At 64.1% G+C, this 25,735-nt stretch carries 25 protein-coding genes; 9 read left to right on the forward strand and 16 right to left on the reverse strand.

Going from position 1 to position 25,735, the window contains the following annotated elements; all coding sequences use genetic code 11:
• The coding region (locus MTR65_RS17895; RefSeq protein WP_243802612.1) for a hypothetical protein at positions 1–332 on the forward strand (332 nt) is incomplete at its 5' end.
• A 20-nt stretch (positions 333–352) separates the two neighbouring features.
• Here MTR65_RS17895 and MTR65_RS17900 read toward each other — a convergent pair.
• Together MTR65_RS17900 and MTR65_RS17905 are read right to left on the reverse strand one after the other, a co-directional pair.
• Positions 353–898: a hypothetical protein gene (locus MTR65_RS17900; protein WP_243802614.1), complete on the reverse strand. Its 546-nt coding sequence runs from the start codon at positions 896–898 to the stop codon at positions 353–355.
• A 34-nt stretch (positions 899–932) separates the two neighbouring features.
• A complete protein-coding gene (locus MTR65_RS17905; RefSeq protein WP_243802616.1) occupies positions 933–2,465 on the reverse strand; it encodes a Fic family protein in 1,533 nt (510 codons plus the stop codon).
• 258 nt (positions 2,466–2,723) lie between these two features.
• On the opposite strand from MTR65_RS17905, the gene MTR65_RS17910 reads away from it, so the two are divergent.
• On the forward strand, positions 2,724–3,839 hold the full coding sequence (locus tag MTR65_RS17910) for a hypothetical protein (protein ID WP_243802618.1): 1,116 nt from the start codon (positions 2,724–2,726) through the stop codon (positions 3,837–3,839).
• A gap of 80 nt (positions 3,840–3,919) precedes the next feature.
• Here the strand turns inward: MTR65_RS17910 and MTR65_RS17915 are convergent, their stop codons facing one another.
• Positions 3,920–4,234, reverse strand: coding sequence for a hypothetical protein (locus MTR65_RS17915; RefSeq protein WP_243802620.1), 315 nt, complete (start codon positions 4,232–4,234; stop codon positions 3,920–3,922).
• A 69-nt stretch (positions 4,235–4,303) separates the two neighbouring features.
• Between MTR65_RS17915 and MTR65_RS17920 the strand changes: the two genes are divergently transcribed.
• Positions 4,304–4,624, forward strand: a complete 321-nt coding sequence (locus MTR65_RS17920; protein WP_243802622.1) for a hypothetical protein — start codon at positions 4,304–4,306, stop codon at positions 4,622–4,624.
• A gap of 864 nt (positions 4,625–5,488) precedes the next feature.
• On the opposite strand, the gene serA is transcribed toward MTR65_RS17920, so the two are convergent.
• Positions 5,489–7,075 carry a phosphoglycerate dehydrogenase gene (gene serA / locus MTR65_RS17925; protein WP_243802624.1) on the reverse strand — a complete coding sequence of 529 codons (1,587 nt, stop codon included), beginning with the start codon at positions 7,073–7,075 and terminating at the stop codon, positions 5,489–5,491.
• 126 nt (positions 7,076–7,201) lie between these two features.
• On the reverse strand, positions 7,202–8,335 hold the full coding sequence (locus tag MTR65_RS17930; protein WP_243802626.1) for a phosphoserine transaminase: 1,134 nt from the start codon (positions 8,333–8,335) through the stop codon (positions 7,202–7,204).
• 449 nt (positions 8,336–8,784) lie between these two features.
• On the opposite strand from MTR65_RS17930, the gene MTR65_RS17935 reads away from it, so the two are divergent.
• Positions 8,785–9,468, forward strand: coding sequence for an extensin family protein (locus MTR65_RS17935; RefSeq protein WP_243802628.1), 684 nt, complete (start codon positions 8,785–8,787; stop codon positions 9,466–9,468).
• Positions 9,469–9,492: 24 nt separating this feature from the next.
• Here MTR65_RS17935 and MTR65_RS17940 read toward each other — a convergent pair whose 3' ends face one another.
• The 7 genes from MTR65_RS17940 to ykgO form a co-directional block, all read right to left on the reverse strand.
• Complete coding sequence (locus MTR65_RS17940; RefSeq protein ID WP_243802630.1) at positions 9,493–9,942, reverse strand: hypothetical protein; 450 nt, start codon at positions 9,940–9,942, stop codon at positions 9,493–9,495.
• A 171-nt stretch (positions 9,943–10,113) separates the two neighbouring features.
• Positions 10,114–10,878 carry a proteasome-type protease gene (locus tag MTR65_RS17945; protein WP_226637377.1) on the reverse strand — a complete coding sequence of 255 codons (765 nt, stop codon included), beginning with the start codon at positions 10,876–10,878 and terminating at the stop codon, positions 10,114–10,116.
• 102 nt (positions 10,879–10,980) lie between these two features.
• Positions 10,981–11,859 carry a transglutaminase family protein gene (locus tag MTR65_RS17950; RefSeq protein ID WP_243802632.1) on the reverse strand — a complete coding sequence of 293 codons (879 nt, stop codon included), beginning with the start codon at positions 11,857–11,859 and terminating at the stop codon, positions 10,981–10,983.
• Between the two features lie 9 nt (positions 11,860–11,868).
• Positions 11,869–12,816 carry an alpha-E domain-containing protein gene (locus MTR65_RS17955; RefSeq protein WP_243802634.1) on the reverse strand — a complete coding sequence of 316 codons (948 nt, stop codon included), beginning with the start codon at positions 12,814–12,816 and terminating at the stop codon, positions 11,869–11,871.
• Positions 12,816–14,258 carry a circularly permuted type 2 ATP-grasp protein gene (locus MTR65_RS17960; protein WP_243802635.1) on the reverse strand — a complete coding sequence of 481 codons (1,443 nt, stop codon included), beginning with the start codon at positions 14,256–14,258 and terminating at the stop codon, positions 12,816–12,818. The genes MTR65_RS17955 and MTR65_RS17960 overlap by 1 nt, the downstream gene beginning before the upstream one ends.
• A 165-nt stretch (positions 14,259–14,423) precedes the next feature.
• Positions 14,424–15,035: an HAD-IA family hydrolase gene (locus MTR65_RS17965; protein WP_243802636.1), complete on the reverse strand. Its 612-nt coding sequence runs from the start codon at positions 15,033–15,035 to the stop codon at positions 14,424–14,426.
• Positions 15,036–15,138: 103 nt separating this feature from the next.
• The gene (gene ykgO / locus MTR65_RS17970; RefSeq protein ID WP_226637386.1) at positions 15,139–15,264 is read right to left on the reverse strand and encodes a type B 50S ribosomal protein L36; all 126 of its coding nucleotides are present in this window, start codon (positions 15,262–15,264) and stop codon (positions 15,139–15,141) included.
• A 221-nt stretch (positions 15,265–15,485) separates the two neighbouring features.
• Between ykgO and MTR65_RS17975 the strand changes: the two genes are divergently transcribed.
• The 3 genes from MTR65_RS17975 (at position 15,486) to MTR65_RS17985 (ending at position 18,261) form a co-directional block, all read left to right on the forward strand.
• Positions 15,486–16,361 (forward strand): DUF4136 domain-containing protein, encoded by an 876-nt coding sequence (locus tag MTR65_RS17975; RefSeq protein WP_243802637.1) that lies wholly within the window; start codon positions 15,486–15,488, stop codon positions 16,359–16,361.
• 119 nt (positions 16,362–16,480) lie between these two features.
• Positions 16,481–17,104, forward strand: a complete 624-nt coding sequence (locus MTR65_RS17980; RefSeq protein WP_243802638.1) for a DUF4136 domain-containing protein — start codon at positions 16,481–16,483, stop codon at positions 17,102–17,104.
• Between the two features lie 14 nt (positions 17,105–17,118).
• Positions 17,119–18,261: a M14 family metallopeptidase gene (locus MTR65_RS17985; protein WP_243802640.1), complete on the forward strand. Its 1,143-nt coding sequence runs from the start codon at positions 17,119–17,121 to the stop codon at positions 18,259–18,261.
• 166 nt (positions 18,262–18,427) lie between these two features.
• On the opposite strand, the gene MTR65_RS17990 is transcribed toward MTR65_RS17985, so the two are convergent.
• From MTR65_RS17990 to MTR65_RS18000, 3 genes are all read right to left on the reverse strand, one after another.
• Positions 18,428–18,883 (reverse strand): cytidine deaminase, encoded by a 456-nt coding sequence (locus MTR65_RS17990; RefSeq protein ID WP_243802642.1) that lies wholly within the window; start codon positions 18,881–18,883, stop codon positions 18,428–18,430.
• Positions 18,880–19,599, reverse strand: a complete 720-nt coding sequence (locus tag MTR65_RS17995; RefSeq protein WP_243802644.1) for a glycoside hydrolase family 25 protein — start codon at positions 19,597–19,599, stop codon at positions 18,880–18,882. Before MTR65_RS17995 ends, MTR65_RS17990 begins: the two co-directional genes overlap by 4 nt.
• A gap of 79 nt (positions 19,600–19,678) precedes the next feature.
• Entirely contained in the window at positions 19,679–20,161 is a 483-nt protein-coding gene (locus tag MTR65_RS18000; protein ID WP_226637398.1) for a UPF0262 family protein, read from the reverse strand.
• 155 nt (positions 20,162–20,316) lie between these two features.
• Here MTR65_RS18000 and MTR65_RS18005 point away from each other — a divergent pair, with 155 nt between their 5' ends.
• The gene (locus tag MTR65_RS18005; RefSeq protein WP_243802646.1) at positions 20,317–21,843 is read left to right on the forward strand and encodes a replicative DNA helicase; all 1,527 of its coding nucleotides are present in this window, start codon (positions 20,317–20,319) and stop codon (positions 21,841–21,843) included.
• A gap of 132 nt (positions 21,844–21,975) precedes the next feature.
• Here the strand turns inward: MTR65_RS18005 and MTR65_RS18010 are convergent, their stop codons facing one another.
• Positions 21,976–23,457, reverse strand: a complete 1,482-nt coding sequence (locus MTR65_RS18010; RefSeq protein ID WP_243802648.1) for an NCS1 family nucleobase:cation symporter-1 — start codon at positions 23,455–23,457, stop codon at positions 21,976–21,978.
• Positions 23,458–23,727: 270 nt separating this feature from the next.
• On the opposite strand from MTR65_RS18010, the gene ftsH reads away from it, so the two are divergent.
• A complete protein-coding gene (gene ftsH / locus MTR65_RS18015) occupies positions 23,728–25,659 on the forward strand; it encodes an ATP-dependent zinc metalloprotease FtsH (RefSeq protein WP_268739529.1) in 1,932 nt (643 codons plus the stop codon).
• Positions 25,660–25,735: the final 76 nt, after the last annotated feature.

Below are 25,735 nucleotides of genomic sequence, written 5' to 3' on the forward strand. Positions count from 1 at the left end.
CAGAACTTCACCGAGTTGGGAATCCTTTTTGTCAACGCGACCTAGCACCTTTGGCTTTGCCCGAAGATCTCATGAATGCTTTGCGCGCCACAAAGGTGGAGCGAGATCGTCTCGCGCACCGCTTCTTTCGCGAGCACGACGAAAACTTCCTTGGGCAGGCTGGGCGCACGAGGATGATTGCCGAATGTGAGGAAATCATCGAACGTTTCGCTGCGATCGACGAAGACTTGGAGACCTTCATGCGCCCGCAGCGCGAGCGGTATGGGATTACCAAGGAATGGGTTGAAGGCCACCTATCTGTCGTGATCGCAGCGGCCGAGACAAAGGGGTAAGGACGACGCAAGCAGCTTTCTTATGGCTCGCCAAACATTTTCCGCGCGGCCATGACTTCTGGCCCCTGCCGCCCGGGTGGCCGGCTGTTAAATATCCCATGCACAACGACGTTGCGCAAAAATTTTGTATCGCGCTGGTTTCTACAGTGAGGATTCTTTCGAAGCGCAACGCCAAAAAGCATTTTCTCAACCCACTGAATCAGCGGCTTGTTGCCCGCCCGGTTGCGGCAGAAATAGCCTTCTGGCGTTAGGAGAGGCATTAAAAACATGATGGGGGCGCCCCGATGCTCCTTAACCACCTCATCATAGTGATCGCGTTTGTGCTGTTGCAGTACCTCTCGACGAAAGCCGCCCTTCGCGATCGTCATGCCAACATACCATGGTTTCATTGATGCACCATGGCGTAGCCCGAAGGCATAGCAGCCTATCGCTTGCTCTAGATCCTGCGGCTTCGAACCATAATGCTGGGACGCCTGTTGCACCTGCTGCCAGAAATCAGGTTGTCGTGAGGGGATTTGCCCGTCGGTGCGTGTCAATTCAAACGGGCCATACATATCGAACCACACTAATTGCTCTCCTTCACTTGCGGATGCAGAACCTCTATTCCCCCTCCTGCATCTGCTCGGCGACCAGTCCGCCAAGGAATTCGGCAAACGGTCCAATGTCAGCTTCGGTGCTGGCCTGCTCCAGAGCGGCCATATATTGGGCACGCCGACCGACAGGTATGACGGTCCAGGGATAGCCCCCCGACGCCATCATCACATTCATCAGGAACCGCCCCATGCGACCATTCCCGTCGATATAGGGGTGAATGTAGACGAAAATGAAGTGGCCCAGGACGACCCTTACGGCCGCTTCGGGCTCCTCCTGAAGCAGTTCGAAAAATACCGGCACGGCATCACGAACGGATTCCGGTCCCATTGGCACGTGGCGAGCGCCGCGAATGAAGACCGCTGAATTGCGATAGCCTGCCAGTTCGCCTGGCCGCAAAATACCTGCCTGAACCCCTGGAGCGAACAGCTCGCTGTACCAGACAGAATGATCCTCATCGGCGACCCTGCCTCCGCCCTCCCCTGCCAAAACGCGCTCAACGCTCGCCTTGACTGCCTGGAATGCCTGCCAATAGCCTCTGGCGGCCATGGCATCCTTCTGTTCGCGATCTTCGGGATTGAGGTCCGGGTTCCAGTTGCCATCGCGGACGCGCTCTATGAGCGCGGCGTTCACACGATAGCCTTCGATGGACAGGGAGTTGTAGGCGTCGTTGACATAGTTTTCGTCCACCCGCTCAAGATAGGCGGCCGTGTCATTCAAGCGTGGAGCTGCCGGGAAAGCCGCAATTGCCCTCTCCCGCATCTGCTGCCACATGAGACGGATGCGATTTGCAGCCGGCGACGGATCTCGCGGCAAAGGCGTATCGAGGCGCTGCGCGAACGGATCGGCTTCTCTTACGTCATATCCCGCGCTTTTCATGGCACGCACGATATCGTCGGCGATCCTGTCGCGGCCGATGTTACGAAATCCCCCTGCGAGCCGTCCGGCGACAACGCTATGGCCTCCCTCCAGAAGCCTTTCGAGCAACGCGGAGGCATCGCGCTGGGTTGCCAGGGCGGTGCGCGCATCAGTGGGATAGCTCGTATAAAATTGCGGGCTGACCGATATGAGCGCGGCTTCTATCCGATAGACCCGTACGCCTTCATCCGTCTGGGTTCGATCGCTTTCTGGCGGCAGCACCAGTTTGGTGTCGATCAGCGATGTGCCATGAATGAGAGTCGTTGGCTTGTTTCGACCTCCCGGCGCCCGCACAAGCAATTGCTTAGGGACCGTCCGGTTGCCCGATAGCAGCAGCAGCGACTGGTCGGGGGACAGGATCCAGTCATCTGCAAACCTTTCGGTCAGATAGGCTGTGCAGAATCCCCAGAAGCTCGCGAACCAGGACGTGCTTTCACCTACAGGTTCATCAGGGCGCGCGGGAATGTACCAGCCCCGGATAACCTCACGCAAAAAACCCGCGTCGATGAGCCGCTCTCTTTCAAGCCTGGAAAGATCGGCCGATCTGATGGCAATTTTTCCATCATTCTGGAGCTGGCTCAAAACCTCCAATGCGTCTGCCAATTTTTCGCCGGGGCGCGCCATCAAAAATTCCGTATCAAATTTCGCTTATGCTGCTGGACCATATTTCGCTTTAAATGCCGGGTCAAATTTCGCTTTTAATGCAGCACTTTAGAATGAAACTTCCTAAAAATGACGTTATCCAAATATTCTTAATCGCCTTGATTAAGTCCAATTTTTCTTGATTAACTTGATACCCTTGAAATCCTTGATAGGGACAAAATCCTGTGCTAGAGGCGACCACGCTTGGATGGGAAAGTGCGTCCGGTAGGGAATTTCACGATGGTCGATGCGGAAAATCAGACTGGCGCACATCAGCGCGGCAAGGGCACAGGCGGATTGTTCTTCGCGGTCGATCGTCAATTATGGCCCCAGCTATGGACTTTGGAAACAGCCAACCGGCTTAATTTCGTGACAGCCTTTCTGGTTTTGCTCGCCGGCACCGGAAGCGATCACCAGCTCACGAAATGGTCCGCCAAGGCCTGCGAAGAGCATGTCGGGATGGGAAAGCCTCGATCCATGCGCGCGATCGAGGAACTGGTGCAGCATGGGATCATAGCACGTACGGAGAATTCTACCCGAATGCGGCCGCAATATCGGTTCCATCCGCTGGACCGTGATGCGGACCCGATCTTCCTGCCAGTCCAGCTCGTCACCGGGCTGAAGCAGGAGACCCCTGTTCTTCGCCGGGTCCGCGAGACGGGAGACGCCTTGCTGCTGCGCATGCTCATCGACCTCTATGGCCTTGTCGAAACCGATGCGACCTATGGCGTTCCCATTACCGCGCTGCGCCTGAATCCGCCGGCGCACCATCCAGCCCGCAAGCTGTTCGAGGCGGGCGCCAATACGGTATGGGCAATGGAACTGGGCAGCCAGCAGAGCGCGCAAGGCGAATGGGCAACGGTGCACCGCGTGAACGAGGCGAAGCCGGAAGACGCATGGGCGCCATTCTGGGAGCGCATCGCCCTCCTGACCAAGATGGGAGCGCTGTGGTTCGAGCCCTGGATCTTCGACGGCGATGCACTGGATGCGGAACCGCTGATGCCGGTCGATCCCAGCTTCCATTATGCCGTACGCGAGACGGACAGGATCGCCGGTCTCACCCGCCTCGCCCATGAAGCATCGGCCGAACTGGCAGGTGAACGCACCTATTTCCTGGACAGGGCAGAGGGCGATATTCTCCTGCCCCTCCCCGGCCATCATCGGGCTCCTGAAATACGAGGCGTCGCCAGGCTGCGCGTCGAACCTGACACACCGGGGCATCGGATCGCCTATGCGCGGCGCATGCGGCTTATCGAGGGCTATTCAGAGGCTTTTGACGTCCTACGCAACGATGCAGCCAACGGCCGCCTCGATCGTCCGCTACGGATCATGTCCCCCGATACCTATGATCTCTAGCCCTCGTGGCACGGGACATTGAAGCCCCACTCCCTGACAATCGGGTCGAACAGCGCTGGCGAGTCTTACGAAAAGCCGGATCAATCGGGCGCGGCAAGCGCCTCCAATGCGCGTATATTCTCTGCACGCACATAGACGAGCTGCGCCTCGACCAAAGCCTGGAAGGCGGCGAACGCCAGATAGCATTTGTCCAGTTCGCCGGCGAGCAAGGCAACAAGCTCATCAAGGTCCAGTGGCGCCGTGCCGCCGATCCCGTACCATATCTTCCCGGTTTCGGGATTGATCTCCCGCCTGGCAAAGTTTGTTATGCCGGTTGAAACGCGGGGCGAGAAACGATGGGAAAAGGCGTTGCGAAAATCCGCCGTAGCCTTTTTGAGCCCAAGTTGGTCGCTCAAGCGCCGATTTGACGTTCTTGGCAGCGGTCCGTCCGGTTTCCTAGCCGACCAGGTTAGGCGGCAGTCGGGATGGCTGGCTTTCAGCCAAGCAGCAGCTATGTTGAAGGGATGGAAAAAAGCCTCTGCATCGCAATACTGCCGTTGGCCCTCATCGCATATTTCGTTCAAGGCAAGATCGCCCCCATAAAGCTCATCGCTTCCGGTGGACTTGCAATAATGATTTCGCTTGGCGCGGCATTCGCAGGAACAGTGATGCCTGTGACCCGCGCCCTATCTGACGCCACTACCGAGATGCTAGTGATCGGCATCGGCGCGATTGGTGTCTTCGGCGTCATGCTGGCGGTGCCCGCGCTTTCTAACATCATTTTCCGACGACGGCGGGGAAGCTAAGGGCGCGCGTGCACTGGGCCGGTCAGCGCCCATCTTCACCGTCGACCACTCAGGTTGGCGCGGGAGACCGGACCGGCAGGTTTCTGGAGCGTCAAATCGGCTCTTGAGCGACCGACTAGGGCGCGTAGCAGAATTTCGGCAGACGCCCCGTTGCGGACATTAGGTTCGACGCCGCCAGTACAGCCACCGCTGAAATTGGAGGGCGCAGGCCCACAAAAGCAAAAGCGCGAAAGCAATAAGCGCCACATACAGGCAGACACCGGCGGCGAAGTGCCAGGTTGGCCCGGACCGAACTGCTTGGACATCAAATAAACTGGAGATTACGAGTGGCTCCCCTTGGAGACCACGAATGATCCGAATAGTCCAAGCTGCAATTTGGAAGAGCAGCAAGGGAGCCACCGCTAGCGCGGAAAACAACTCCTTTCGGGCCGGACGCCCTTCTTCCTCCAACTCTGATCGTGGATGCCAAAACATCACAGTAGCTTATCGGGTGTGCAAACATGCGCAAGTCGCAATGACTGCTTCCCACCCATCCCGGCTGATGACCGTTCGGATCGACAAGCCTAACCGGACAGACGGCTTCCTGGCGCGCAAGATCGGCCCTCGAGCGACCGACAAGGGCGCGAAGCAGCCATAGCATCTGCGCGAGGGCGCCATGCGGAACTGCAGGCTGCGGGAAAATGCGGCCATCGCGTAAAGCGCTGCGCTCTCCGATTCCGGGAGCGCGAGGGCGATGGCCCTCGCACCTGTCTTGCTTCCCCCTTCTTCGGAGTCCCTGCCTCTTCGACACGAAAAGGGGGCGAGCCCGAAGGCCCGCCCCCATGATCGTTCGTAACTACGGCAGCCCGGAGGCCGCGGCATGGATCAGGCGAACTTGAGCGCCTTGACCAGCTTCACGCCCGGCAGGTCCCCGGCGGCCTTGACCAGGTCTTCCGAAACCGCGCTGTCGACCGAGAGCATCAGCACGGCCTCGCCGCCGGTCTCGCGGCGCCCCAGGTTGAAGGTGCCGATGTTGATGCCGTTTTCGCCCAGCAGCGTACCGATGCGGCCGATGAAGCCCGGAGCGTCCTCGTTGACGATGTACATCATGTCGCCCGACAGGTCGGATTCGACGCTGATGCCGAACAGTTCGATGAGGCGCGGGTCCTGGTTGTTGAACAGCGTGCCCGCCACCGAACGCTCACCGGCTTCGGTCTTGACCGAGACGCGGATCAGCGTGTGGTAGTTGCCTTCGCGCTCGGTCTTCACTTCGCGCACTTCCAGACCGCGCTCCTTGGCGAGGTAGGGGGCGTTGACCATGTTGACCGAGTCCGACTGGACGCGCAGGAACCCGGCGAGCACCGCCGCGACCATCGGGCGCATGTTGAGTTCGGCGGCCGCACCTTCGGTGTGGATCGAGATGCGCGGAACCGAATCGCGGGTCAGCTGGCCGACGAGGCTGCCGAGCTGTTCGGCGAGCTTCATGTAGGGCTTGAGCTTGGGCGCTTCCTCGGCCGAGAGCGAGGGCATGTTGAGCGCGTTGGTGACGCCGCCGTTGACGAGGTAGTCCGAGAGCTGCTCGGCCACCTGCAGCGCCACGTTGACCTGCGCTTCGGTGGTCGAGGCGCCCAGGTGCGGGGTGCAGATGAAGTTCGCGCACTCGAACAGCGGCGAGTCCTTGGCCGGCTCGGTCTGGAACACGTCGAGCGCGGCACCGGCGACGTGGCCGCTGTCGAGCATCTTCTTGAGCGCGTTCTCGTCGATCAGACCACCACGCGCGCAGTTGACGATGCGCACGCCCTTCTTGGTCTTGGCAAGGTTGTCTTCCGAGAGGATGTTGCGGGTCTGCTCGGTCAGCGGCGTGTGCAGCGTGATGAAGTCGGCCTTGGCCAGGACGGTGTCGAGGTCGGCCTTCTCCACGCCCATTTCCACGGCGCGCTCAGGGGTCAGGAACGGATCGTAGGCGACGACCTTCATCTTGAGGCCGAGCGCACGGCTGGCCACGATCGAACCGATGTTGCCCGCGCCGATGAGGCCGAGCGTCTTGCCGGTGACTTCCACGCCCATGAAGGCGTTCTTCGGCCACTTGCCTTCCTTGGTCTGCGCGTTGGCTTCCGGGATCTGGCGGGCCAGCGCGAACATCATGGCGATGGCGTGCTCGGCGGTCGTGATCGAGTTGCCGAACGGGGTGTTCATGACAACCACACCCTTGCCCGAGGCATAGGGGATGTCGACGTTGTCGACGCCGATGCCGGCGCGGCCGATGACCTTGAGGTTGGTCGCCGCATCAAGGATGTCCTTGGTGACCTTGGTCGAGGAGCGGATGGCAAGACCATCGTATTCGCCGATGCGGGCGATCAGCTGCTCGGGCGTTTCGCCGGTGATGACGTCCACATCGCAGCCACGCTCTTCGAAGATGCGCGCGGCGTTGGGGTCCATCTTGTCGGAAATGAGAACCTTGGGCTTGGTCATTTTACAAATTCCTTGTCGTCGTCCCGCGCGTCCACACATGGACAGCTGGCGGGGAGCACAGGCGGCACATTGCCAGGCCTGCGGGAGAACCGGCCCCGGCGCGATGGCCGGGACACAGCGACAAAATCAGGCAGCGGCCTTGACGGTGGCGTAGGCCCAGTCGAGCCAGGGACCAAGGTCCTCGATGTCCTGGGTGTTGACCGTGGCGCCGCACCAGATGCGAAGGCCTGCGGGCGCATCGCGGTAGCCGGCGAGATCGAAGGCTGCGCCTTCCTTCTCCAGGGCCGCGGCGAACTTCTTGATGAAGTCGGTGTCCGCGCCTTCGACAGTCAGGCAGACCGAGGTCTTCGAACGGGTCGCCGGATCGGCGGCCAGGTGGCCGAGCCAGTCGCGGTCGGCCACGATCTTGTCGAGGGCTGCCGCATTGGCGTCCGAACGGGCCTTGAGGCCTTCGAGGCCGCCCAGGTCCTTGGCCCACTCCAGCGCGAAGATCGCGTCTTCGACGGCCAGCATCGAGGGGGTGTTGATCGTCTCGCCCTTGAAGATGCCTTCGATCAGCTTGCCGCCCTTGGTGAGGCGGAAGATCTTGGGAAGCGGGCGATCGGGGGTGTAGGTTTCCAGACGCTCGACCGCACGGGGACCGAGGATCAGGACGCCATGGCCGCCCTCGCCGCCCAGGACCTTCTGCCAGGAGAAGGTGGCAACGTCGATCTTGGACCAGTCGATGTCGTAGGCGAAGACGCCCGAGGTCGCGTCGGCGAAGGCCAGGCCTTCACGGTCGGCGGGAATGAAGTCCGCGCTCGGAACGCGCACGCCCGAGGTTGTGCCGTTCCAGGTGAAGAGCACGTCGTTGCTCCAATCCACCTGGGTGAGGTCGGGGATCTGGCCGTAGTCGGCGCGGATCACGGTGGGGTCGAGCTTGAGCTGCTTGACGGCGTCCGTCACCCAGCCTTCGCCGAAGCTTTCCCAGGCCAGCGTGGTGACCGGCTTGGCGCCGAGCATGGTCCACATGGCCATCTCGAAGGCGCCGGTGTCGGAACCGGGGACAATACCGATGCGGTGGGTGTCGGGCAGCTGCAGCACTTCGCGCATCAGGTCGATGCAGTACTGAAGGCGCGACTTGCCGATCTTCGCGCGGTGCGAACGACCCAGCGATTCGGTGGCCAGCTTTTCGGGAGCAAAGGTGGGTGCCTTGGCGCAGGGACCCGACGAGAAATGCGGACGCGCAGGCTTGCGCGCCGGTACCGTGATATCAGTCATTTAAGACTCTCCTTACAGAGAGCTCGCGCGGCGTTGGGACCGCGTGGCCCGAAGCCGCATCTAAAGCGTTGCCCGATCATGTCAAACGATTCCCGCTGCCAATCGGGGCAATTGCACGATGGTCGGATATTCCGCGCTCCGAAAAGCTACTTTTCCGTCGTCGAAGCCGCCACCGGAACGTCCGCCGAACACGAGAAAGATGTTGTTTCTTCAAGGGACCATCGCCCCTTGACCCCAAAATCGGCACCCTCACCAGTCTCGATCAGGGCGGCGCGACAAAGGTGAGCTCGACAGTTTGGGGTGCCCGAGGACGATGGCCCTCGGAAACATCTTACCACTTTCTCCAACTGCGGCCCGGCCCGGAGCGCCAACTCCTTGGAACTCCCGCGATCTCCACGGGTTGAGTGAGCAACCTCACGTTAACCACGCAGGTGTGATACCCTCGTCCCATGCGCAGAAACCTGCTGATCCTGCCCCTTGTGGGCCTGCTCGGCGCCTGCATCGGCAGCCCGTCGCCGCCTGCCCCGCAGCGTGAGAGCGCGCGGGCGTCCCAATCCTCGCGGCCTTCGCGCGCCTACAGCCGCCCCAGCCCCGCCTTTGGCCAGTGCCTGAGCGCGTTGAGCGCGCAGCACGCCGCCTTCCAGCCGCTCGACGACAAGTACTTCGGCAAGGGCTGTTCGACCGTGAACACGGTGCGTCTGTCCAGCCTTGCCAGCGACACCGCCTCGCTTGGCCTCACCAACCTGGGGCCGGTGACCTGCACAGTGGCGACCGGGTTTGCCGGATGGGCCCGCTTTGGCGTCGACCGCGCGGCCGAGCAGATCCTGGGCAGCCGCATCGCGCGGATCGAGACCTTCGGCAGCTACAACTGCCGTAACGTCGCGGGAACAGCCAAGCGTTCCGGCCATGCCACGGCCAACGCCATCGACGTCTCCGCCTTCGTGCTTGCCGATGGGCGCAGGGTGTCGGTGCTGAACGACTGGGACGCAGGTTCGCGTGCGGAAAAGCGCTTCCTGCGCGTGGTGCATGAGAGCGCCTGCAAGCGCTTCGGCATGGTGCTGGGCCCCGATTACAACGCGGCGCATGCCAACCACTTCCACCTCGAGGCGACGAGCGGGAGCTATTGCCGCTAGGGCGCGGCCACGCAGCCCCGTCCCTCAGCTCCCGAAGGCGCGGATTTCGAAGGGGCGCGCGATGTCGAGCATGACTTGCGCGCAGGGGCGCCGCCGGGGGCCCTTGCCCGGCTTGATGAGAACGCGCGCCTTGCACAGGATCAGTGTCTGGGTCAGGCGCCAGTCCTCGGCCCATTCGGCGTAGATCGAGGAAAGGCTGGGCGGCAGGTAGCCGATGCCTTCGCCTGCAATGTGGACGGCGATGCGGTTGCAGGCAAACCCATTGGGCGCGGTCTCGACCAGCCGGGCGAGAAAATCGCGCCCCAGCACTTTCGCGTGACGGCTCCCATGCGAGACGATCCCCGCCACCGCCGTGGGTGCCTCGCCCCCCCAGGCCAGCGCCGAATGGTCCCGGGCCAGCCGCACCACCTCGTGCGTGTACTGGCCCTTGCCCGCGAGGAAGTACCCCTTCCCTTCCGTGCGCACGTCGCGCATGCGCGCCGCCGAGCTGCTCTGCGCAGGCCCACGGCCACCTTTTCTGAACAACCCAAGGCCCATGATCCGCTCCATTCTTGTGGGGGAGTCGAAGGTTTGGGGTACCACGCTGGCAGCCGGGTTAGCAGCACCAACTAACTCGGGAATGGAGGTGTTTCGCCGGGCCGTCGATCAGGCCGAAAGGCCGCCCTCATCGCCGTCCATGCGGTAATCAGGCAGCGCTTCCAGTGCCTGGCGCAGCGCCTCGCCCCAGCCGTCCGAGACCGACTGCAGGTAGGGGTCGCCTGCTTCGATGCGCCGCTCGTGGAGCGGGGTGAAGCGGTCGCGCTCGATCACCAGAAGATCGAGCGGGAGGCCCACCGAGAGATTGGCCTTGAGCGTGGAATCGAAGGACACGGTCATCAGCTTTACCGCCGCCTCGAAGCTCATGTCGGGCTCGTAGCCGCGCAGGAGGATGGGCCGGCCGTACTTGGTCTCCCCGATCTGGAAGAAAGGGGTGTCGAAACTCGCCTCGATGAAGTTGCCTTCCGGGTAGATCATGAACAGGCGCGGCTCCATCCCCGCGATCTGGCCCGCCACGATGATCGTCGCGCTGAAGGTGCCCGCCGCCGCACGCTGGCCGTTGTCTTCAACCCGGCTGGCAATCGTCTCGTGAAGGAGGTTGCCCACGATCGTGGCGACCTGGAACATCGTCTCGGCCTCGAGCAGCGAATTGTGCCGGTCCGAGGGGGCCTTGTTGCGCTCTTCCAGCTGGCTGATCACGGCCTGCGTGGTGGCGAGGTTGCCCGCGGTCATGATCGTGATGATTCGCTCACCGGGCACTTCCCAGTGGTTCATCTTGCGGAAGGTCGAGATGTTATCGACCCCCGAATTGGTCCGCGTGTCGCTCATGCACACGAGGCCACGCTCCAGCATCATGCCAACGCAGTACGTCATGGAAGCTCTTGTTCCTGCAAACTTTTCTGAGGAGCGCCGGAGCCCTGCCCCGAACGTCTCACGTCCCGTAACCTGAACAGCCGGGACAGACCGGCCGTCACGTCAGGCCGAACCGCTTCCCGTCTGCTGCTGCTGCTGCGACCCGTCGCCGGATTGCTGCTGCTGCTGACCTCCTAGCAGCTTCTCGGCCACCGACAAATGGACATCAAGGCTCGTCGCGCCGCCGCCATGGGAAATACCTGTAACCGGCGCGGCCTCGCCATAGTCGCAACCCGTGGCTACGCGAATGTACCGCTCATCCGGGCAGACCTTGTTCGAGATGTCAAAGCCGACCCAGCCCAGGCCCTGCACGTACGCCTCGGCCCAGCCGTGCCCGGCCTCCTGCTCGTCGCGGTCGTCCATCTTGAGATAGCCGCCCACGTAGCGCATCGGAATGTCGAGCAGGCGCCCGGCGCTGATGAAGACATGGGCATGGTCCTGGCACACGCCCTTGCCCGTGGTGAGCACCTGTTCGGCGGTCGTCGCGGTGTCGGTCTCGCCCGGCAGGTACTCGACCGCCTCGCCCACCGCGTAGGAGAGCGCGTGGAGAAAGCCGAGCGTGTCCTCGCGGTCCGCCTCGACCGAGGCAACGAGCTGGCGCACCTTGTTGCCCGCGCGGGTCAGGCCGGTCGGGCGCAGGAAGCACCACAGCGGCATGTGCCCCGAATGCATGCCCGTCACCCCGTCGCTGATCGAGGTCTGCACCGAGCCCTTGCAGGTTACGATGACTTCCTGCGCGCCCGGCTCGAGCGAGACCAGCGCGGTGTGGTTGTTGTGCTGGTCGTCGTACTCGGCCTCGACCTTGGCGCCGGTCAGCTCCATCGTCCAGTCGAGCACCTCCTGCCCGTGGGTGGACTTGGGTTTCAGGCGCAGGCGCTGCAATCCATGCGAAACGGGGTCTTCAAAGACATAGCGGGTCGTATGGGAAACGGTCAGCAGCACGAAGGCCCCTTACTCTGTGAAGCGGTAGTCGGCCGCGATCACGGCGCCGACCTCGTTGGTGCGGGTGATGAAGTCCTGCAGAAATTCGTGCAGGCCCTGGTCGAAGATCTCCTCGACATCGATCTGGTGCAGGCGCGAGAGCTTGTCGCGCAGGAGTTCGTGCGCCGAAGTCTCCCCGCCGTACTCCTTGGCAAGGCCGGCCAGGTTGCCGCGGATCTTCTCGGCGCAGAACACCAGGCTGCGCGGGAACTGGCTATCCAGGATCAGAAAGCGGGCGATCTCGCGCGGGTCCATCGAGCCGGCGTTGAGCCACGAGAACGCCCGGTTGCCCGCGACCGAGCGCAGCAGCGTGTCCCATTGCTGGTTGTCGAGGTTCGAGCCGACCCAGGCGTTGGAGGGCAGCAGCACGTAGTACTTCACATCGAGAATGCGCGCGGTGTTGTCCGCGCGCTCGATGAAAGTGCCGATGCGCGCGAAGTTGTAGACCTCGTTGCGCAGCATGGTGCCTTCAAGCGCGCCGCGCACGAGCGTGCCGGTGCGCCGGATCGCGGTGAGCACTTCGCCCAGGTTCGTCTCGCGCACGGGGCGCGCGAGCATGTCCTTGAGCGTCATCCACCCCTCGTTCGTGGCTTCCCACACCGAGTTCGTGATGCTGGTGCGCACGACCCGCGCGTTGGTGCGCGCGTATTCGAGCATCTTGAGGACCGAGCCCGGATTTTCCGGATCGCGCAGGATGTAGTTGAACACCTGCGGACCGGAGAAATCAGAATAGAGCGCCTCGTAATCCTCGATCAGACCGGCCGTCGTCAGCACCGAGCGCCACTCGTCGTGCTGCGAATCCTTGCTCGATCCGGTGAGCGCGAGGTGGAAACCCACGTCGATCAGGCGCGCGGTGTTCTCCGCCCGCTCCAGGTAGCGGGCCATCCAGTAAACGCCATTGGCAGCACGTCCGAGCATCAGTCCTCCAGCACCCAGCTGTCCTTGGTGCCACCGCCCTGCGAGGAATTGACCACCAGCGATCCCTTCTTGAGCGCGACGCGGGTGAGGCCGCCGGGCGTGATGTCGATCCCGTCGGGCGAGACCAGCACGAAGGGCCTCAGGTCCACGTGGCGCGGCGCCAGCCCCTCGCGCGTGAAGATCGGCACCGTCGAGAGCGAAAGCGTGGGCTGGGCGATGTAGTTTTCAGGCTTGGCGCGCAGCTTCTGCTCGAAGGCGGCCAGCTCCTTCTTCGAGGAGGTCGGCCCGATCAGCATGCCGTAGCCGCCCGAGCCGTGCACTTCCTTGACCACCAGGTCCTTCAGGTTGTCGAGCACGTAGGCCAGCGAATCCTCTTCCGAACAGCGCCAGGTCGGCACGTTGTTGAGGATCGGCTTTTCGCCCGTGTAGAATTCCACGATCTCGGGCATGTAGCTGTAGATCGCCTTGTCATCGGCGATCCCTGTACCCGGCGCGTTGGCGATGGTGACGCCGCCCGAACGGTAGACGTCCATGATGCCCGCCACGCCCAGCACCGAATCCGCGTTGAAGGTGAGCGGGTCGAGATAATCATCGTCGACACGGCGGTAGATGACGTCGATCGCCTTGTAGCCGGTCGTCGTGCGCATCGCGACGCGCCCGTTCATGATGCGAAGGTCGCTGCCCTCCACCAGTTCCGCGCCCATCTGGTCGGCGAGGAAGGCGTGCTCGAAATAGGCCGAGTTGTAGATGCCCGGCGTCAGCACCGCGACGACCGGGCGCTTGCCCCCGGCCGCGTTGTAGGCCGCCGGCGCACAGGCGCGCAGCGAACGGGCGAGGCGGCGCGGGTAGTCGGAGACGGGGCGCACCGGGATCTGCGTGAACAGGTCCGGGAACATCGCCATCATCGTCTCGCGGTTCTCCAGCATGTAGGAGACGCCGGACGGCGTGCGCGCGTTGTCCTCCAGCACCATGAACTCATCGGGTCCCGTGCGCACGAGGTCGATGCCCACGATGTGGGTGTAGACGCCGCCTGGCGGGGTGAAGCCGATCATCTGCGAGAGGAACGCCTCGTTGTTGCGCAAGGCGCTGATCGGGAGGCGCCCCGAGCGGATGATTTCCTGGCGGTGGTAGAGATCCTGGAGGAAGGCGTTGATCGCACGCACGCGCTGCTCGATCCCCTTGGTGAGCTTGCGCCATTCCTTCGCGGTGATGATCCGGGGGATCATATCGAAGGGGATGAGACGCTCTTCGGCGTCCGATTCCCCATAGACATTGAAAGTAATTCCGATGCGGCGGAAGAAACGTTCGGCTTCCCCGTCCTGTCGTTTCAACCAGGACTTGTCCTGCGCGTCGTACCAATTGCGAAAATCGACATAGGCGGAACGAACAGTTCCGTCCTCGTTGAGCATTTCGTCAAACTTCGGTGCGTTCGTCGTCGACATCGTGACTCCCGTTTGTCCACGTGATGCAACATAGAACGGGACTTGCCAAGGACCCCCCGCTGCAGGTGCGAAATAAAAGTTTCACACCCTGCAGAAGGGTTAAGGCAGACAGGAGAGATGTGTTCCAGCGAAAAGCAAAGGCTTTTTACGCTCAAGGCCGTGCGCTCAGGCGAGCAGCCCCCGGGACGCAAGGTCGGCGCGCAGCGTGGGCGCATCCTGGAAGTGATGGACGTTCCAGCCGAGCGCTGCCGCCGCTTCGATATTGGCCGCGTTGTCATCGATGAAGAGCATGGCCGAAGGTGCATGACCAAAGCGCTGCGCGGCCAGATCGAAGATGCGACGGTCGGGCTTGGCGATCTTCTCATCGCCCGAGACGACGATCTCCCCGAACAGGTCGAAGAGCGGCTCCTGCGCGCGGTATTCGCGCCAGAAGGGCGAGGCGAAGTTGGTGATCGCAAACAGCGGCATACCCGAGGCGGCCAGTTCGCGCACGATCTCGTGCGAGCCGGGGATATTGCCGGGGATCGTCTCGAGAAAGCGCGTGGCGTAGGCGTCGATCAGGTGATCGTGACCGGGAAACTCGGCCTTGCGCTCGGCGACAAGCTCGGAAAGCGCGCGGCCCTCGTCATGCTGATGGTGCCATTTCTCGGTGACGACGGTCGTGCAGAACCATTCCAGCTCCTGCGGGTCATCGATGAGCTGGGCAAACAGGCGGCGCATGTCCCACTGGACAAGCACGCGACCCACGTCGAAAACAACGGCATCTATTCCGGACACGGCAAAACCCCCGCACATGGCGGGGGTCTCATGTCATCAGTGCACAGACCGACCGCCGTAAGTTTCCCCGCCGCCGACAGGCCGCGGGGACAGGCGAATCAGATCAGCCCTGGCGTGCCTTGAACTTGGGCTGCGTCTTGTTGATGACGTAGGTGCGGCCACGGCGACGGATCACGCGGTTATCGCGGTGACGGCCCTTGAGCGACTTGAGGCTGTTGCGAATCTTCATGTCTTGTCTCGTCCAGGTTGGTCAGGCGGTTACCGACCGCCGGAAATTTGAAGTCGGCCCGTTACTGGTTGGCGCGCACAGAGTCAAGCATCGCGCCGCGCCAGCAACGGCAAAACGGGGCCATTCATCTGCCAGCAACGCACGCAGATGCTATGGCCTTCGCGGGTCCGCTCCCCTACCCAGATCGCGCCCGACACGCCAGCCCCAAGGAAAAGACGCACGTGGCCTACCCTGATCTTTCCGCGAATCGCCTGTCCATCGCCCGGCCTCTACGCCGCGCCGCCGGGCGGGTGCTGACGGTTTCGCTGGCCAGCGCCCTCCTGATCTCCCCGGCTCTCGCCCAGCCGGGCTGGGGTTCGCGCTATGGCGGTTGGGGCGGATACGGGGGCTATGGTGGCTGGCGCGGGCCGGGCTGGAGCGGGCCGATCGCACCAATGGCCCCGCGCTCCAGCCACCGCGAGAAGGACCCGCGCGATGGCCGCGTGCAGGTCAGCCGATTCGTGCGCGCCGACACGCTGGCCGAGGCGCTGGGCCATGGCCCGATCAAGGTCGTCACCACCGCGCAGGACAATGGCCCGGAAGGGGACTGGGTCGATCCTTCCGAGCGCGCCCGCTTCGAGGCCGCCGTGGTCAACTCGCTGGTCAACGCCGGCTACGACACGCTCAACACCACTGGCCCCGACACGCAGGTCGCCGCGCTCACGATTCGCCAGCGCGTCCTTGTCCCCGCCGAGATGGACCACAAGCCCGTCAGCGGCGCCGCAGCCGTCTCGGTCGGCACGCTCGGCACCGCCTATGGCCTCTCGGTCAATGTCGACATGTCCAAGCCGCGCACCGCGCTTGTCTCGACCCGGCTTGAGCTGACCATCCGCGACCGGGCCGAGGGCAAGGTGCTGTGGGAAGGCAAAGCCGAGATGGCCACCTACGAAGGCGATGAGGACTGGAGCGAGGCCGCCATCGCGACGCGGCTTGCCGATGCCCTGCTCGACCGCTTCCCCGACGGCGAACCGGTGACCGTGCCTGTCACCGAGATCGGCATCCCCGAGGCGCCCGAGGTCCTGCCCGATCCCCAAAACGGCGCCCTTCCCGCCAATTAGCGCGCTTGCATCCCGGCGCTCGGACGCCCACATCAGGGGCATCGACGCACCGAACGGTGCCCGAGCGATCCACGCGCCCCTCCCCCTTTGGGAGAACCGCACTATCCGGGAGATCCGCAATGCCAAGGCTGCCCTTTCCCCTGCTTGCGCTCACCGCAGGCGGCGTGCTGGCAAGCCTTGCCGCCTGCACGACAACGCCTGTGGCGGGGCCTGTCGAGGTCACCCGCTTCCACCGTCTGCCCGCAGCGCCCGATACCCCGCGCGGGGCCGTGCGCCTCGAGCTCGTGACGAGCGATGCCAGCAGCCTGGAGCTTGCCCCCTACCGCGCGGCCATCGCCGCCGAGCTGACCCGCGCAGGCTACCGCGTCCTACCCGCGTCCGCGGACGAGGGCACTGCGCAAAGCGTCGCGCGCCTGCGCCTCGAGCAGGAGCGTTTCCGTCCCTCCTCGGGCCGCTCGCCGGTTTCGGTGGGCGGCAGCGCGGGGACCGGCGGCTACGGATCGGGGGTGGGCCTTGGCATCGGCCTTGACCTGACACCGCGTCCCGGCGAGCAGATCGAGACCCGGCTCTTCCTCACCATCGATGATGCCGCCTCGGGCGAGCGCCAATGGGAGGGCCGCGCCCACCGGATCGTCTCGACCAAGTCCGACCTTGCCGCGCCCGACGCGAACGCCCAGGCGCTCGCGCGCGCCCTACTTGAAGGTTTCCCCGGCGAATCGGGTGAAACCATCCTCGTGAAATGACAGAAAAGACCAGAATGACCGACATCCAGATCCACGCCGACTTCGACGCGGGCAACATCGAGGTGCTCTCGATCGAGGGCGCCAGCGCACGCCTCGCCATCCAGCGCGACCACATGAGCGAGTTCGCCCAGTGGTTCCACTTTCGCGTGTCGGGCGCTGCGGGCCGCGAACTGACGCTCAAGATCACCGGCCTCAATGGCTCGGCCTACCCGATGGGCTGGCCCGGCTACAACGCCTGCGTGTCCGAGGACCGCGCGCTGTGGACGCGCACCCCCAGCACCTTTGCCGAGGGCGATGAAGGCGGCAGCCTGACGATCCGCTATACGCCCAGCTCCGACCTCGCCTGGTTCGCGTACTTCGCCCCCTATTCGATGGAGCGCCACCACGATCTTGTCGCCGACGCCGCGCAGTGCGAGGGCGTCACCCTGCGCACGCTGGGCACCACGCTCGACGGCCAGCCGCTCGATTGCCTCGAAATGGGCACCGGCCCTGTCAGCGTGTGGCTCTACGCGCGCCAGCATCCCGGCGAATCGATGGCCGAATGGTGGATGGAAGGCGCGCTGGACCTCCTGACCGATCCCGCCAACTCGGTGGGCCGCGAACTGCGCCGCCGCGCCAGCTTCCACATCGTGCCCAACTGCAACCCGGACGGCTCGCGCCGCGGGCATCTGCGCACCAACGCGGTGGGCACCAACCTCAACCGCGAATGGGCCGAGCCGACCCCTGAAAAATCGCCCGAGGTCCTCGCCATCCGCAACGCGATGGACGCGACTGGGGTCGACTTTGCAATGGACGTCCACGGTGATGAGGCGATTCCGGCCGTCTTCCTCGCCGGTTTCGAGGGCATTCCCTCGCTGACGCCCGCGCAGAAGGCCGGGTATGACCGCTACGGCGAACTGCTCGACCGCCGCACGCCCGATTTCCAGCGCAAGCTGGGCTACCCCACCGCCCCTGCGGGCAAGGGCAACCTCGCGATGTCGACCAACCAGGTCGCCGAACGCTTCGGTGCCGTCTCGATGACGCTGGAAATGCCCTTCAAGGACCACGACCCGGCCGCCGATCCGCGCCAGGCCTGGAGCCCGGAACGCTCGATGCAGCTGGGCCGCGATTGCCTGGGCGCGCTGCTCGAATGGCTTGAAGAGCGCGACGTGGGCTGAAGATAGATCAGAAAGAAGAGAGAATCCGAGGGCCATCGCCCTCGGGCTCCCCATACTGTCGACCGCACCGTTCTCAGCCACGGTGGCGCACGAGAGGTGAGGTAGACAGTTTTGGGGTCAAGGGGCGATGGCCCCTTGAAAAATACTTACTTCTTACCCCCTGCGCTTACGCGAGGTTGGCCGGACCGAACGCGTGCGGGATCAGCACCGAGAGCGGCTCTTCCAGCACGCCGTCCGCGCCATCGCTCCACACCACCGGGTCGGTACCGCCCAGCTGCGCGACCTCGTTGAGCATCTGGCGGCAGCGTCCGCACGGCGTCACCACCATGCCCTCGCCCGGATGCCCCGGCGCTCCGCCCGTCACCGCGACCGCGACCAGCCGCCCGGCCTCTCCGGGCTGGGACAGGATCTTGGCGACCGCCACCGTCTCGGCGCAGAGCGAGAGACCGTAGCTCGCGTTCTCGACGTTGGCGCCGGTCACCACCGCGCCATCGCCCATCAGGAGCGCGGCCCCGACATGGAACTTCGAATAGGGCGCGTAGGCGCTGTGCGCGGCTTCGCGGGCCTTCGCCATCAGCGCATCGCGCTGGGCTTCGGAAAGGGAATCGGGCGTTGTCGTCATGAGGCCGGCCTTATCACGAGCCAGCGCAGATCGCCCGGGGCAATCTGTGTCGAAAGCGCGCTGTTGGCGGTCCACAGCATCCAGTCGCGCCCCGCGTAGGACGGCGCGAAGCGGTCGCGCACCAGCCACAGGTTGCGGTCGAGCTTGCGTGCGATCGCATAGCGCGCCTGGAAGGCTTGCGTGACCTTGAGAATCGTGGGCTTGCCGGTGTGCGTCTCGACCTGGTTGAGGAAGGTCATCAGCTCGCTTTCGACCCGCGCGTCGGAGACCTTGCCCGCGCAGCCATCGGCCAGCGTGTCCAGCTCCACCGCAGGGGGCAAGAGGTCGCCCTCGCGCGGGACCGTGGTAACGAAGTTGGCCGCCTGCTTTTCAGCCGGTTGGCACGGATCGTAGCGGTGGACCGCCCCCACCTGCATCCCGGCGCCGCGCGCGGCCTCGAAATTGGCAACGAAACGCGGATCGCGCTCCTCCACGCCGGCACTGGCATCGATATAGGCAAAGTCCGCGCCGATGGCCTTCAGCGACTTCCAGCTGACCACGCCGTCGCGCGCGCCGATTTCCACCCCTTGCGTGGGATAGAGCGCACGGTCGGGCAGCCAGCTATGCGCCCGGTACCAGGCCCAGCCTGCGCCGCTAAGGCCCAGCACCGCCAGCACCACGACGAAGCGCACCAGCCAGCGCAGCCGCGTGGCCGCTTTCTTCCTTCGCGATGTCATGCCTTGATTGCGTCCCGGGGCCCTGTCGTCAGCGCGTGCAGTGTAAGTGTGAAGTATGAGGTGCGATCGTTAACAATCGTCAACCACGGATATGGAGCACGCAGATCAGCGTGAACAGACGCCGCGCGGTGGGATGGTCGGTCTCGACCTTGCCGTCGAGACGCTCGATCAGGAGTTCGGCGGCGTCGTTGTGAATGCCGCGCCGGGCCATGTCGATGGTCTCGATCTCCTGCGCGGTCGCCTTGCGAATCGCCTGATAGTAGCTCTCGCAGATCGCGAAATACTCGCGGATCGGGCGGCGAAAGCGCGCCAGGCCCAGGACCAGCGTTTCCAGCTCGGTCCCCTTTTCGTCCGAAACCTGCATCGAGAGCCGCCCGTCGCGCACAGAGAGGTGCAGGTGGTAGGGCCCCTCGTGCCCGCCTTCATAGGCGCGCAGCGGCTTGAACAGGTTGTCCTCGATCAGGTCGAAGATCGCGATCCGGCGCTCCTGCTCGATATCGGCATTGCGCCACAGGATCGTGGTATCGTCGAGTTCGATATGAGAGATGCGCGGGTCCGCCATGATTCCTCTGGCCTTACGCGCTTGCAGCAGGACCGGGCAACCCTGACCTTTGGTGCCCTTGCCACGCCCCATCCACAAGCTGGGGAAAAAATTCGCCGTCGCCTGTGCCTCGCCCCCTTGCCCGCTGGCGCGCGCGGGCGCATTGGGGAAGGCTTATGGCACAGCAGGACGTTCTCAAACTCGCCGAAGTCTCGAGCGACGACACGCAGGGCGCGCGCGCCCTTCCCTCGAACGTGGAAGCCGAAGCTGCGTTCCTGGGCGCGCTGCTGATCGACAACCGCGTGCTGGAGGAACTCCAGACCCAGCTTGGCCCCCAGCACTTCTTCGAGCCGGTCCACGCCCGTATCTTCGAGCGCATCGTTACCCTGCTCGACCGCAAGGCGGTGGTCACCCCGGTCACGCTGCGCCCCTATTTCGAGGCCGACGAGCAACTGAAGGCGCTGGGCGGCGTCTCCTACCTCGCGCGCCTCACCGCCGACGGACAGGGCCTGCTTGCCCCGCGCGAACTGGCCGACCAGATCTACGACCTGGCGCTCCTGCGCGAACTCATCACGGTGGGCCGCACCCTCGTCGAAGGGGCGATGGACACCTCCGAGGCGGTCGAACCGCAACAGCAGATCGAACAGGCCGAAGCCGCGCTCTACAAGGTCGCCGAAGGCGCTGCGTCGGCCAACGAGGCCAAGAGCTTCGCGCAGGCCACCCACACCGCGATCTTCAACATCGAGAAGGCGTTCAATTCGGGCGGCAACATCTCGGGCAAGACGACCGGTCTGGAATCGGTCAACTCCAAGATCGGTGGCCTTCACGATTCCGACTTGATCATCCTTGCCGGACGTCCCGGCATGGGCAAGACCTCGCTCGTCACCAATATCGCATTCAACACCGCGCAGCGCTATGTCGACGACATGGCGCTGGGGATCGAGCACAAGCGCTCGGTGGGCGCTCCGACCGCCTTCTTCAGCCTCGAAATGAGCGCCGACCAGCTGGCCACGCGTATCTTGGCCGAGCAGTCGGGCATCAGCTCCGAAGCGCTGCGCATGGGCAAGATCAGCCGCGAGGATTTCCAGCAGCTCTCCTTTGCGAGCCAGCGCCTTGCCGAGCTGCCGCTCTACATCGATGACACGCCGGGCCTCTCGATTGCCGCGCTGCGCACCCGCGCGCGCCGCTTGAAGCGCCGTTACAACATCGGCCTCATCATCATCGACTACCTGCAGCTGCTCTCCGGCTCGGGCCGCGCCAGCGACAACCGCGTGAACGAAATTTCCGAAATTTCGCGTGGTTTGAAGACGCTGGCGAAGGAACTGGAAGTGCCGGTGATCGCGCTCTCCCAGCTCAGCCGCGCGGTAGAAAGCCGTGAAGACAAGAAGCCGATGCTCTCGGACCTTCGCGAATCCGGCTCGATCGAGCAGGACGCCGACATGGTCTGGTTCGTCTTCCGCGAAGACTACTACGTCAACGCGACCGAGCCCAAGTTCCCCGCCGAGGGCGATCCGCCAGACGTGGTCGACAAGTGGGAAGCCTGGCGCCAGCGCATGGAGCAGGTCACAGGTCTTGCCGAACTGATCGTCGCCAAGCAGCGTCACGGCTCCACGGGCCGCGTGCGCCTGAAGTTCGAGGCGCGCATCACGAAGTTCTCGGACCTCGATGCCGACGATCCGCGCGGCGGGTTCGTTTCGGACTAAGAAGACATTTTCCAAGGGAAAATCGCCCCTTGACCCCATAACTGTCCACCTCACCTTACTCGGCTACGAAGGCGCGAGAGAGGTGAGGTCGACAGTATGGGGAGCCCGAGGGCGATGGCCCTCGGAATTTCTTTATTCTGCGGCCTGGACTTCCCCTGAAGGCACGTCCTCAGCGCCCATCCGCATGAGCCCGGCATAGACGCCCAGCGCCACCAGCACGCCCACGAACCAGGCGTAGGTGTAGACCTGCCCCCAGAACCAGCCCACGGAGCCAAAGCTCGCCGGGAACGAGACGGCAAGGAAGCCCGGCACGTTGGGCGCGATGCCCGCGGCCAGCGCGATCAGGGCCTTGGGGTTCCAGCCATTGCCATAGCGATAGGGCCCGTGCTCCTGATAGAGCCCCTCGACGTCGAGCCGTGTTGCGCGCACCAGCCAGTAGTCCGCGATGAGGATGCCCGCGATGGGCCCCAGCAGCGCGCCGTAGCCGGTGAGCCAGGTGTAGATGTAGCCGTTGGTGCTCTCCAGCAGCTTCCAGGGCATCATGAACAGGCCAATGAAGGCGGTGAACAGTGCCCCGGTGCGGTAGGAGATGCGCGAGGGGTAGAGCGCGGCAAAGTCATAGGCCGAGCACACCAGGTTCGCCGCGATGTTGCACGAGACGGTATCGACCGCGATGACGATGAGGCCCAGCAGCACGAACGGCCCCGAGAGCGTGCCCGCCAGTTGCACCGGATCCCAGATCGCCTCGCCGTAGATCACCACCGTCGCCGAGGTCGTCATCACGCTGATCAGCGCAACAAGGCCCATCGTCGGGGGCAGGCCCAGCGTCTGGCCGATCATCTGGTCCTTCTGGCTCTTGGCGAAGCGGGTAAAGTCCGGGATGTTGAGCGCCAGGGTGCCCCAGAAGCCGACCATGGCGGTGAGCGAGGGCAGGAAGACCAGCCAGAATTCGCCCTCGCGCGCGCCGCCCGGCACAAAGGCCGAAGGGCTGGAGAAGATCGGCCCGACACCGCCTGCGGCATCGAGCGCCCACCACAGGAGGCCAAAGCAGGCCACCATCTTCAAGGGCGCGGTCCAGGTCTCCAGACGCCGGATGGTAAGGATGCCCTTGCGCACGAAAGCCAGCTGGATCGTCCAGAAGGCGAGGAACGAGAGCAGCTCGCCGATACCGATGCCGAAGAAGGGCAGCGGGCTCCCGCGCATGTCTGCGCCGAGGAAGATGCCGAGCAGAGTGAGGAGCGCCTCGCCCCCGATCCAGGTCTGGATGCCGTACCACCCACAGGCGACGAGCGCGCGGGCTGCGGCCGGAAGGCGCCCGCCCACGGTCCCGAACGAGGAGCGCACCAGCACCGCAAACGGCACGCCGTAGCGCGCGCCGGGGTGCCCGATCAGCAGCATGGGGATCAGGATGATGATGTTGCCGAGGATGACCACGCTGGTCGCCTGGAGCGCGGACATGCCCTGTTCGATGAGCCCGGCGGCCAGCATCCAAGTCGGCACGGCAACGATCATGCCCACCCATAGCGCGGCGAAATGGTACCAGCGCCAGGTGCGCTGCTCCGGCCCACTGGGGGCCAGATCCTCGTTCCACAGCGAATCGCGTCCCTCGCTCACGTCATCCCCCTCATCTTGCCCGCCCCCTTGCGAAACCTTCGAAGCCGACGAAGATGCTGCATCGCACAAGATTGGCAAGTGAAACCGCAATTCGCTGTTCATCTGACGGATAAGCCCGGGCATTTGCGCCACGGGTCGCCCCTGCCTCACCGGCCACACTTGTTCACACCCACAGGTGGCGGGCGAAAGGTTCGCCAACTATAGGCGCGCTAACTTGCGATTCAGCCCCGCTCACCTACATTAGGGAGCGAAAGGACAGGTACTGCACACATGAACGACGACCAGCCCAACGGCAATCCATGGGTCAAGAGCCTCCTCGTCTGGGGCGGCATCTTTCTGGCCCTGCTCATGGTGGTATCCATGTTCAGCGCCCGGGAGACGACCGGGACGACGATTCCCTACTCCGACTTCCGCGACAAGGTGGCCGAGGGCAGCATTGCGCAGGTCGAGATCGGGCAGGACCGGATCGACGGCAAGATGCGCAACGGCGACACCTTCTCGACCGTTCCTGTCGGCACCGACACCACGCTTCTCCCGCTGCTGGAGGAACAGGGCGTGCAGGTTTCCGGCAAGGCGCCCGAACAGGGCAGTATGCTTGTCTACATCCTCGCCAACACCCTGCCCTTCCTGCTCCTGATCGGCATCGCCTTCTTCGCGCTGCGCCAGGTCCAAAAGGGCGGCGGCTCGGGCGCGATGGGCTTTGGCAAGTCCAAGGCCAAGATGCTGACCGAACGCTCGGGCCGCGTGACATTTGAAAACGTCGCAGGCATCGACGAAGCGCGCGAGGAACTGGAGGAAATCGTCGAGTTCCTCAAGGACCCGACCCGCTTCTCCAAGCTCGGCGGCCAGATCCCCAAGGGCGCCCTCCTCGTCGGCTCGCCCGGCACCGGCAAGACCCTGCTCGCCCGCGCCATCGCGGGTGAGGCGGGCGTGCCCTTCTTCACCATCTCGGGTTCGGACTTCGTCGAGATGTTCGTGGGCGTGGGCGCAAGCCGCGTGCGCGACATGTTCGAGCAGGCCAAGAAGAACGCGCCGTGCATCGTCTTCATCGACGAAATCGACGCGGTGGGCCGTCACCGCGGCCATGGTCTGGGTAATTCGAACGACGAGCGTGAACAGACCCTCAACCAGCTGCTGGTCGAGATGGACGGCTTCGAGGCCAACGAGGGCATCATCATCATCGCGGCGACCAACCGTCCCGACGTGCTCGACCCCGCGCTGCTGCGTCCGGGCCGCTTCGACCGTCAGGTCGTGGTGCCCGTGCCCGACATCGAGGGCCGCGAGCAGATCCTCGCTGTCCACATGAAGAAGGTGCCGCTGGCACCCGACGTCAACGCGCGCGTCATTGCCCGCGGTACCCCCGGCTTCTCGGGTGCGGACCTTGCCAACCTCGTCAACGAGGCAGCTCTCCTCGCCGCGCGCCGCAACAAGCGTCTCGTCGCCATGCAGGAATTCGAGGACGCCAAGGACAAGGTCATGATGGGCGCGGAACGCCGCTCGATGGTCATGACCGAGGACGAGAAGAAGATGACCGCCTACCACGAGGCCGGTCACGCCATCGTCTCGCTGAACGAGCCTGCCTCGGACCCGATCCACAAGGCGACGATCATCCCGCGCGGCCGGGCTCTTGGCATGGTCATGCGCCTGCCCGAGCGCGACAGCTATTCCTACCACCGCGACAAGATGCTCGCGAACCTCTCGGTCGCGATGGGCGGCCGCGTGGCGGAAGAGCTGATTTTCGGGCACGACAAGGTGTCTTCGGGCGCCTCGGGCGACATCCAGTACGCGACCAGCCTCGCACGCTCGATGGTGACCAAGTGGGGCATGTCGGACAAGCTGGGTCCGCTCCAGTACGAGGAAAGCCAGGAAGGCTACCTCGGCATGGGCGGCTCGAACCGCACCATGGCCTCGGACGAGACCAACAAGCTCATCGACAGCGAGATCCGCGCGCTGATCGACAACGCGCACGCCCGCGCCAACCAGATCCTCACCGAGAAGGGCGACCAGCTCGAAGCGCTGGCGCAGGCCATGCTCGAATACGAGACGCTGTCGGGCGACGAGATCAAGGAACTGATGGACAAGGGCTCCATCGACCGTCCGAGCGACCCGCGCGGTCCCTCCTCGGTCCGCCCGGTCACCGGCTCCTCGATCCCCAAGTCGGGCAAGCGCTTTTCCGGCGGCACGCAGCCGCAAGGGGCATGATGGCCAGCAAGGCTATCTGATCCCGCCAAAGGTTCCCGAGAGGGGCTAACGGTTCCCGAGAGGGGAATGCAGGAGG

Origin of the sequence: Novosphingobium mangrovi, from assembly GCF_022818885.1 — a bacterium.
GTDB lineage: Bacteria > Pseudomonadota > Alphaproteobacteria > Sphingomonadales > Sphingomonadaceae > Novosphingobium > Novosphingobium mangrovi.

Coding starts and splice junctions, on each gene's coding strand:
- MTR65_RS17905 (WP_243802616.1), bottom strand. CDS start 2,465: ATGGCGCGCCCCGGCGAAAAATTGGCAGACGCATTGGAGGTTTTGAGC.
- MTR65_RS17910 (WP_243802618.1), top strand. CDS start 2,724: ATGGTCGATGCGGAAAATCAGACTGGCGCACATCAGCGCGGCAAGGGC.
- MTR65_RS17920 (WP_243802622.1), top strand. CDS start 4,304: ATGGCTGGCTTTCAGCCAAGCAGCAGCTATGTTGAAGGGATGGAAAAA.
- serA (WP_243802624.1), bottom strand. CDS start 7,075: ATGACCAAGCCCAAGGTTCTCATTTCCGACAAGATGGACCCCAACGCC.
- MTR65_RS17930 (WP_243802626.1), bottom strand. CDS start 8,335: ATGACTGATATCACGGTACCGGCGCGCAAGCCTGCGCGTCCGCATTTC.
- MTR65_RS17935 (WP_243802628.1), top strand. CDS start 8,785: ATGCGCAGAAACCTGCTGATCCTGCCCCTTGTGGGCCTGCTCGGCGCC.
- MTR65_RS17940 (WP_243802630.1), bottom strand. CDS start 9,942: ATGCGCGACGTGCGCACGGAAGGGAAGGGGTACTTCCTCGCGGGCAAG.
- MTR65_RS17945 (WP_226637377.1), bottom strand. CDS start 10,878: ATGACGTACTGCGTTGGCATGATGCTGGAGCGTGGCCTCGTGTGCATG.
- MTR65_RS17955 (WP_243802634.1), bottom strand. CDS start 12,816: ATGCTCGGACGTGCTGCCAATGGCGTTTACTGGATGGCCCGCTACCTG.
- MTR65_RS17960 (WP_243802635.1), bottom strand. CDS start 14,258: ATGTCGACGACGAACGCACCGAAGTTTGACGAAATGCTCAACGAGGAC.
- ykgO (WP_226637386.1), bottom strand. CDS start 15,264: ATGAAGATTCGCAACAGCCTCAAGTCGCTCAAGGGCCGTCACCGCGAT.
- MTR65_RS17980 (WP_243802638.1), top strand. CDS start 16,481: ATGCCAAGGCTGCCCTTTCCCCTGCTTGCGCTCACCGCAGGCGGCGTG.
- MTR65_RS17985 (WP_243802640.1), top strand. CDS start 17,119: ATGACCGACATCCAGATCCACGCCGACTTCGACGCGGGCAACATCGAG.
- MTR65_RS17990 (WP_243802642.1), bottom strand. CDS start 18,883: ATGACGACAACGCCCGATTCCCTTTCCGAAGCCCAGCGCGATGCGCTG.
- MTR65_RS17995 (WP_243802644.1), bottom strand. CDS start 19,599: ATGACATCGCGAAGGAAGAAAGCGGCCACGCGGCTGCGCTGGCTGGTG.
- MTR65_RS18000 (WP_226637398.1), bottom strand. CDS start 20,161: ATGGCGGACCCGCGCATCTCTCATATCGAACTCGACGATACCACGATC.
- MTR65_RS18005 (WP_243802646.1), top strand. CDS start 20,317: ATGGCACAGCAGGACGTTCTCAAACTCGCCGAAGTCTCGAGCGACGAC.
- ftsH (WP_268739529.1), top strand. CDS start 23,728: ATGAACGACGACCAGCCCAACGGCAATCCATGGGTCAAGAGCCTCCTC.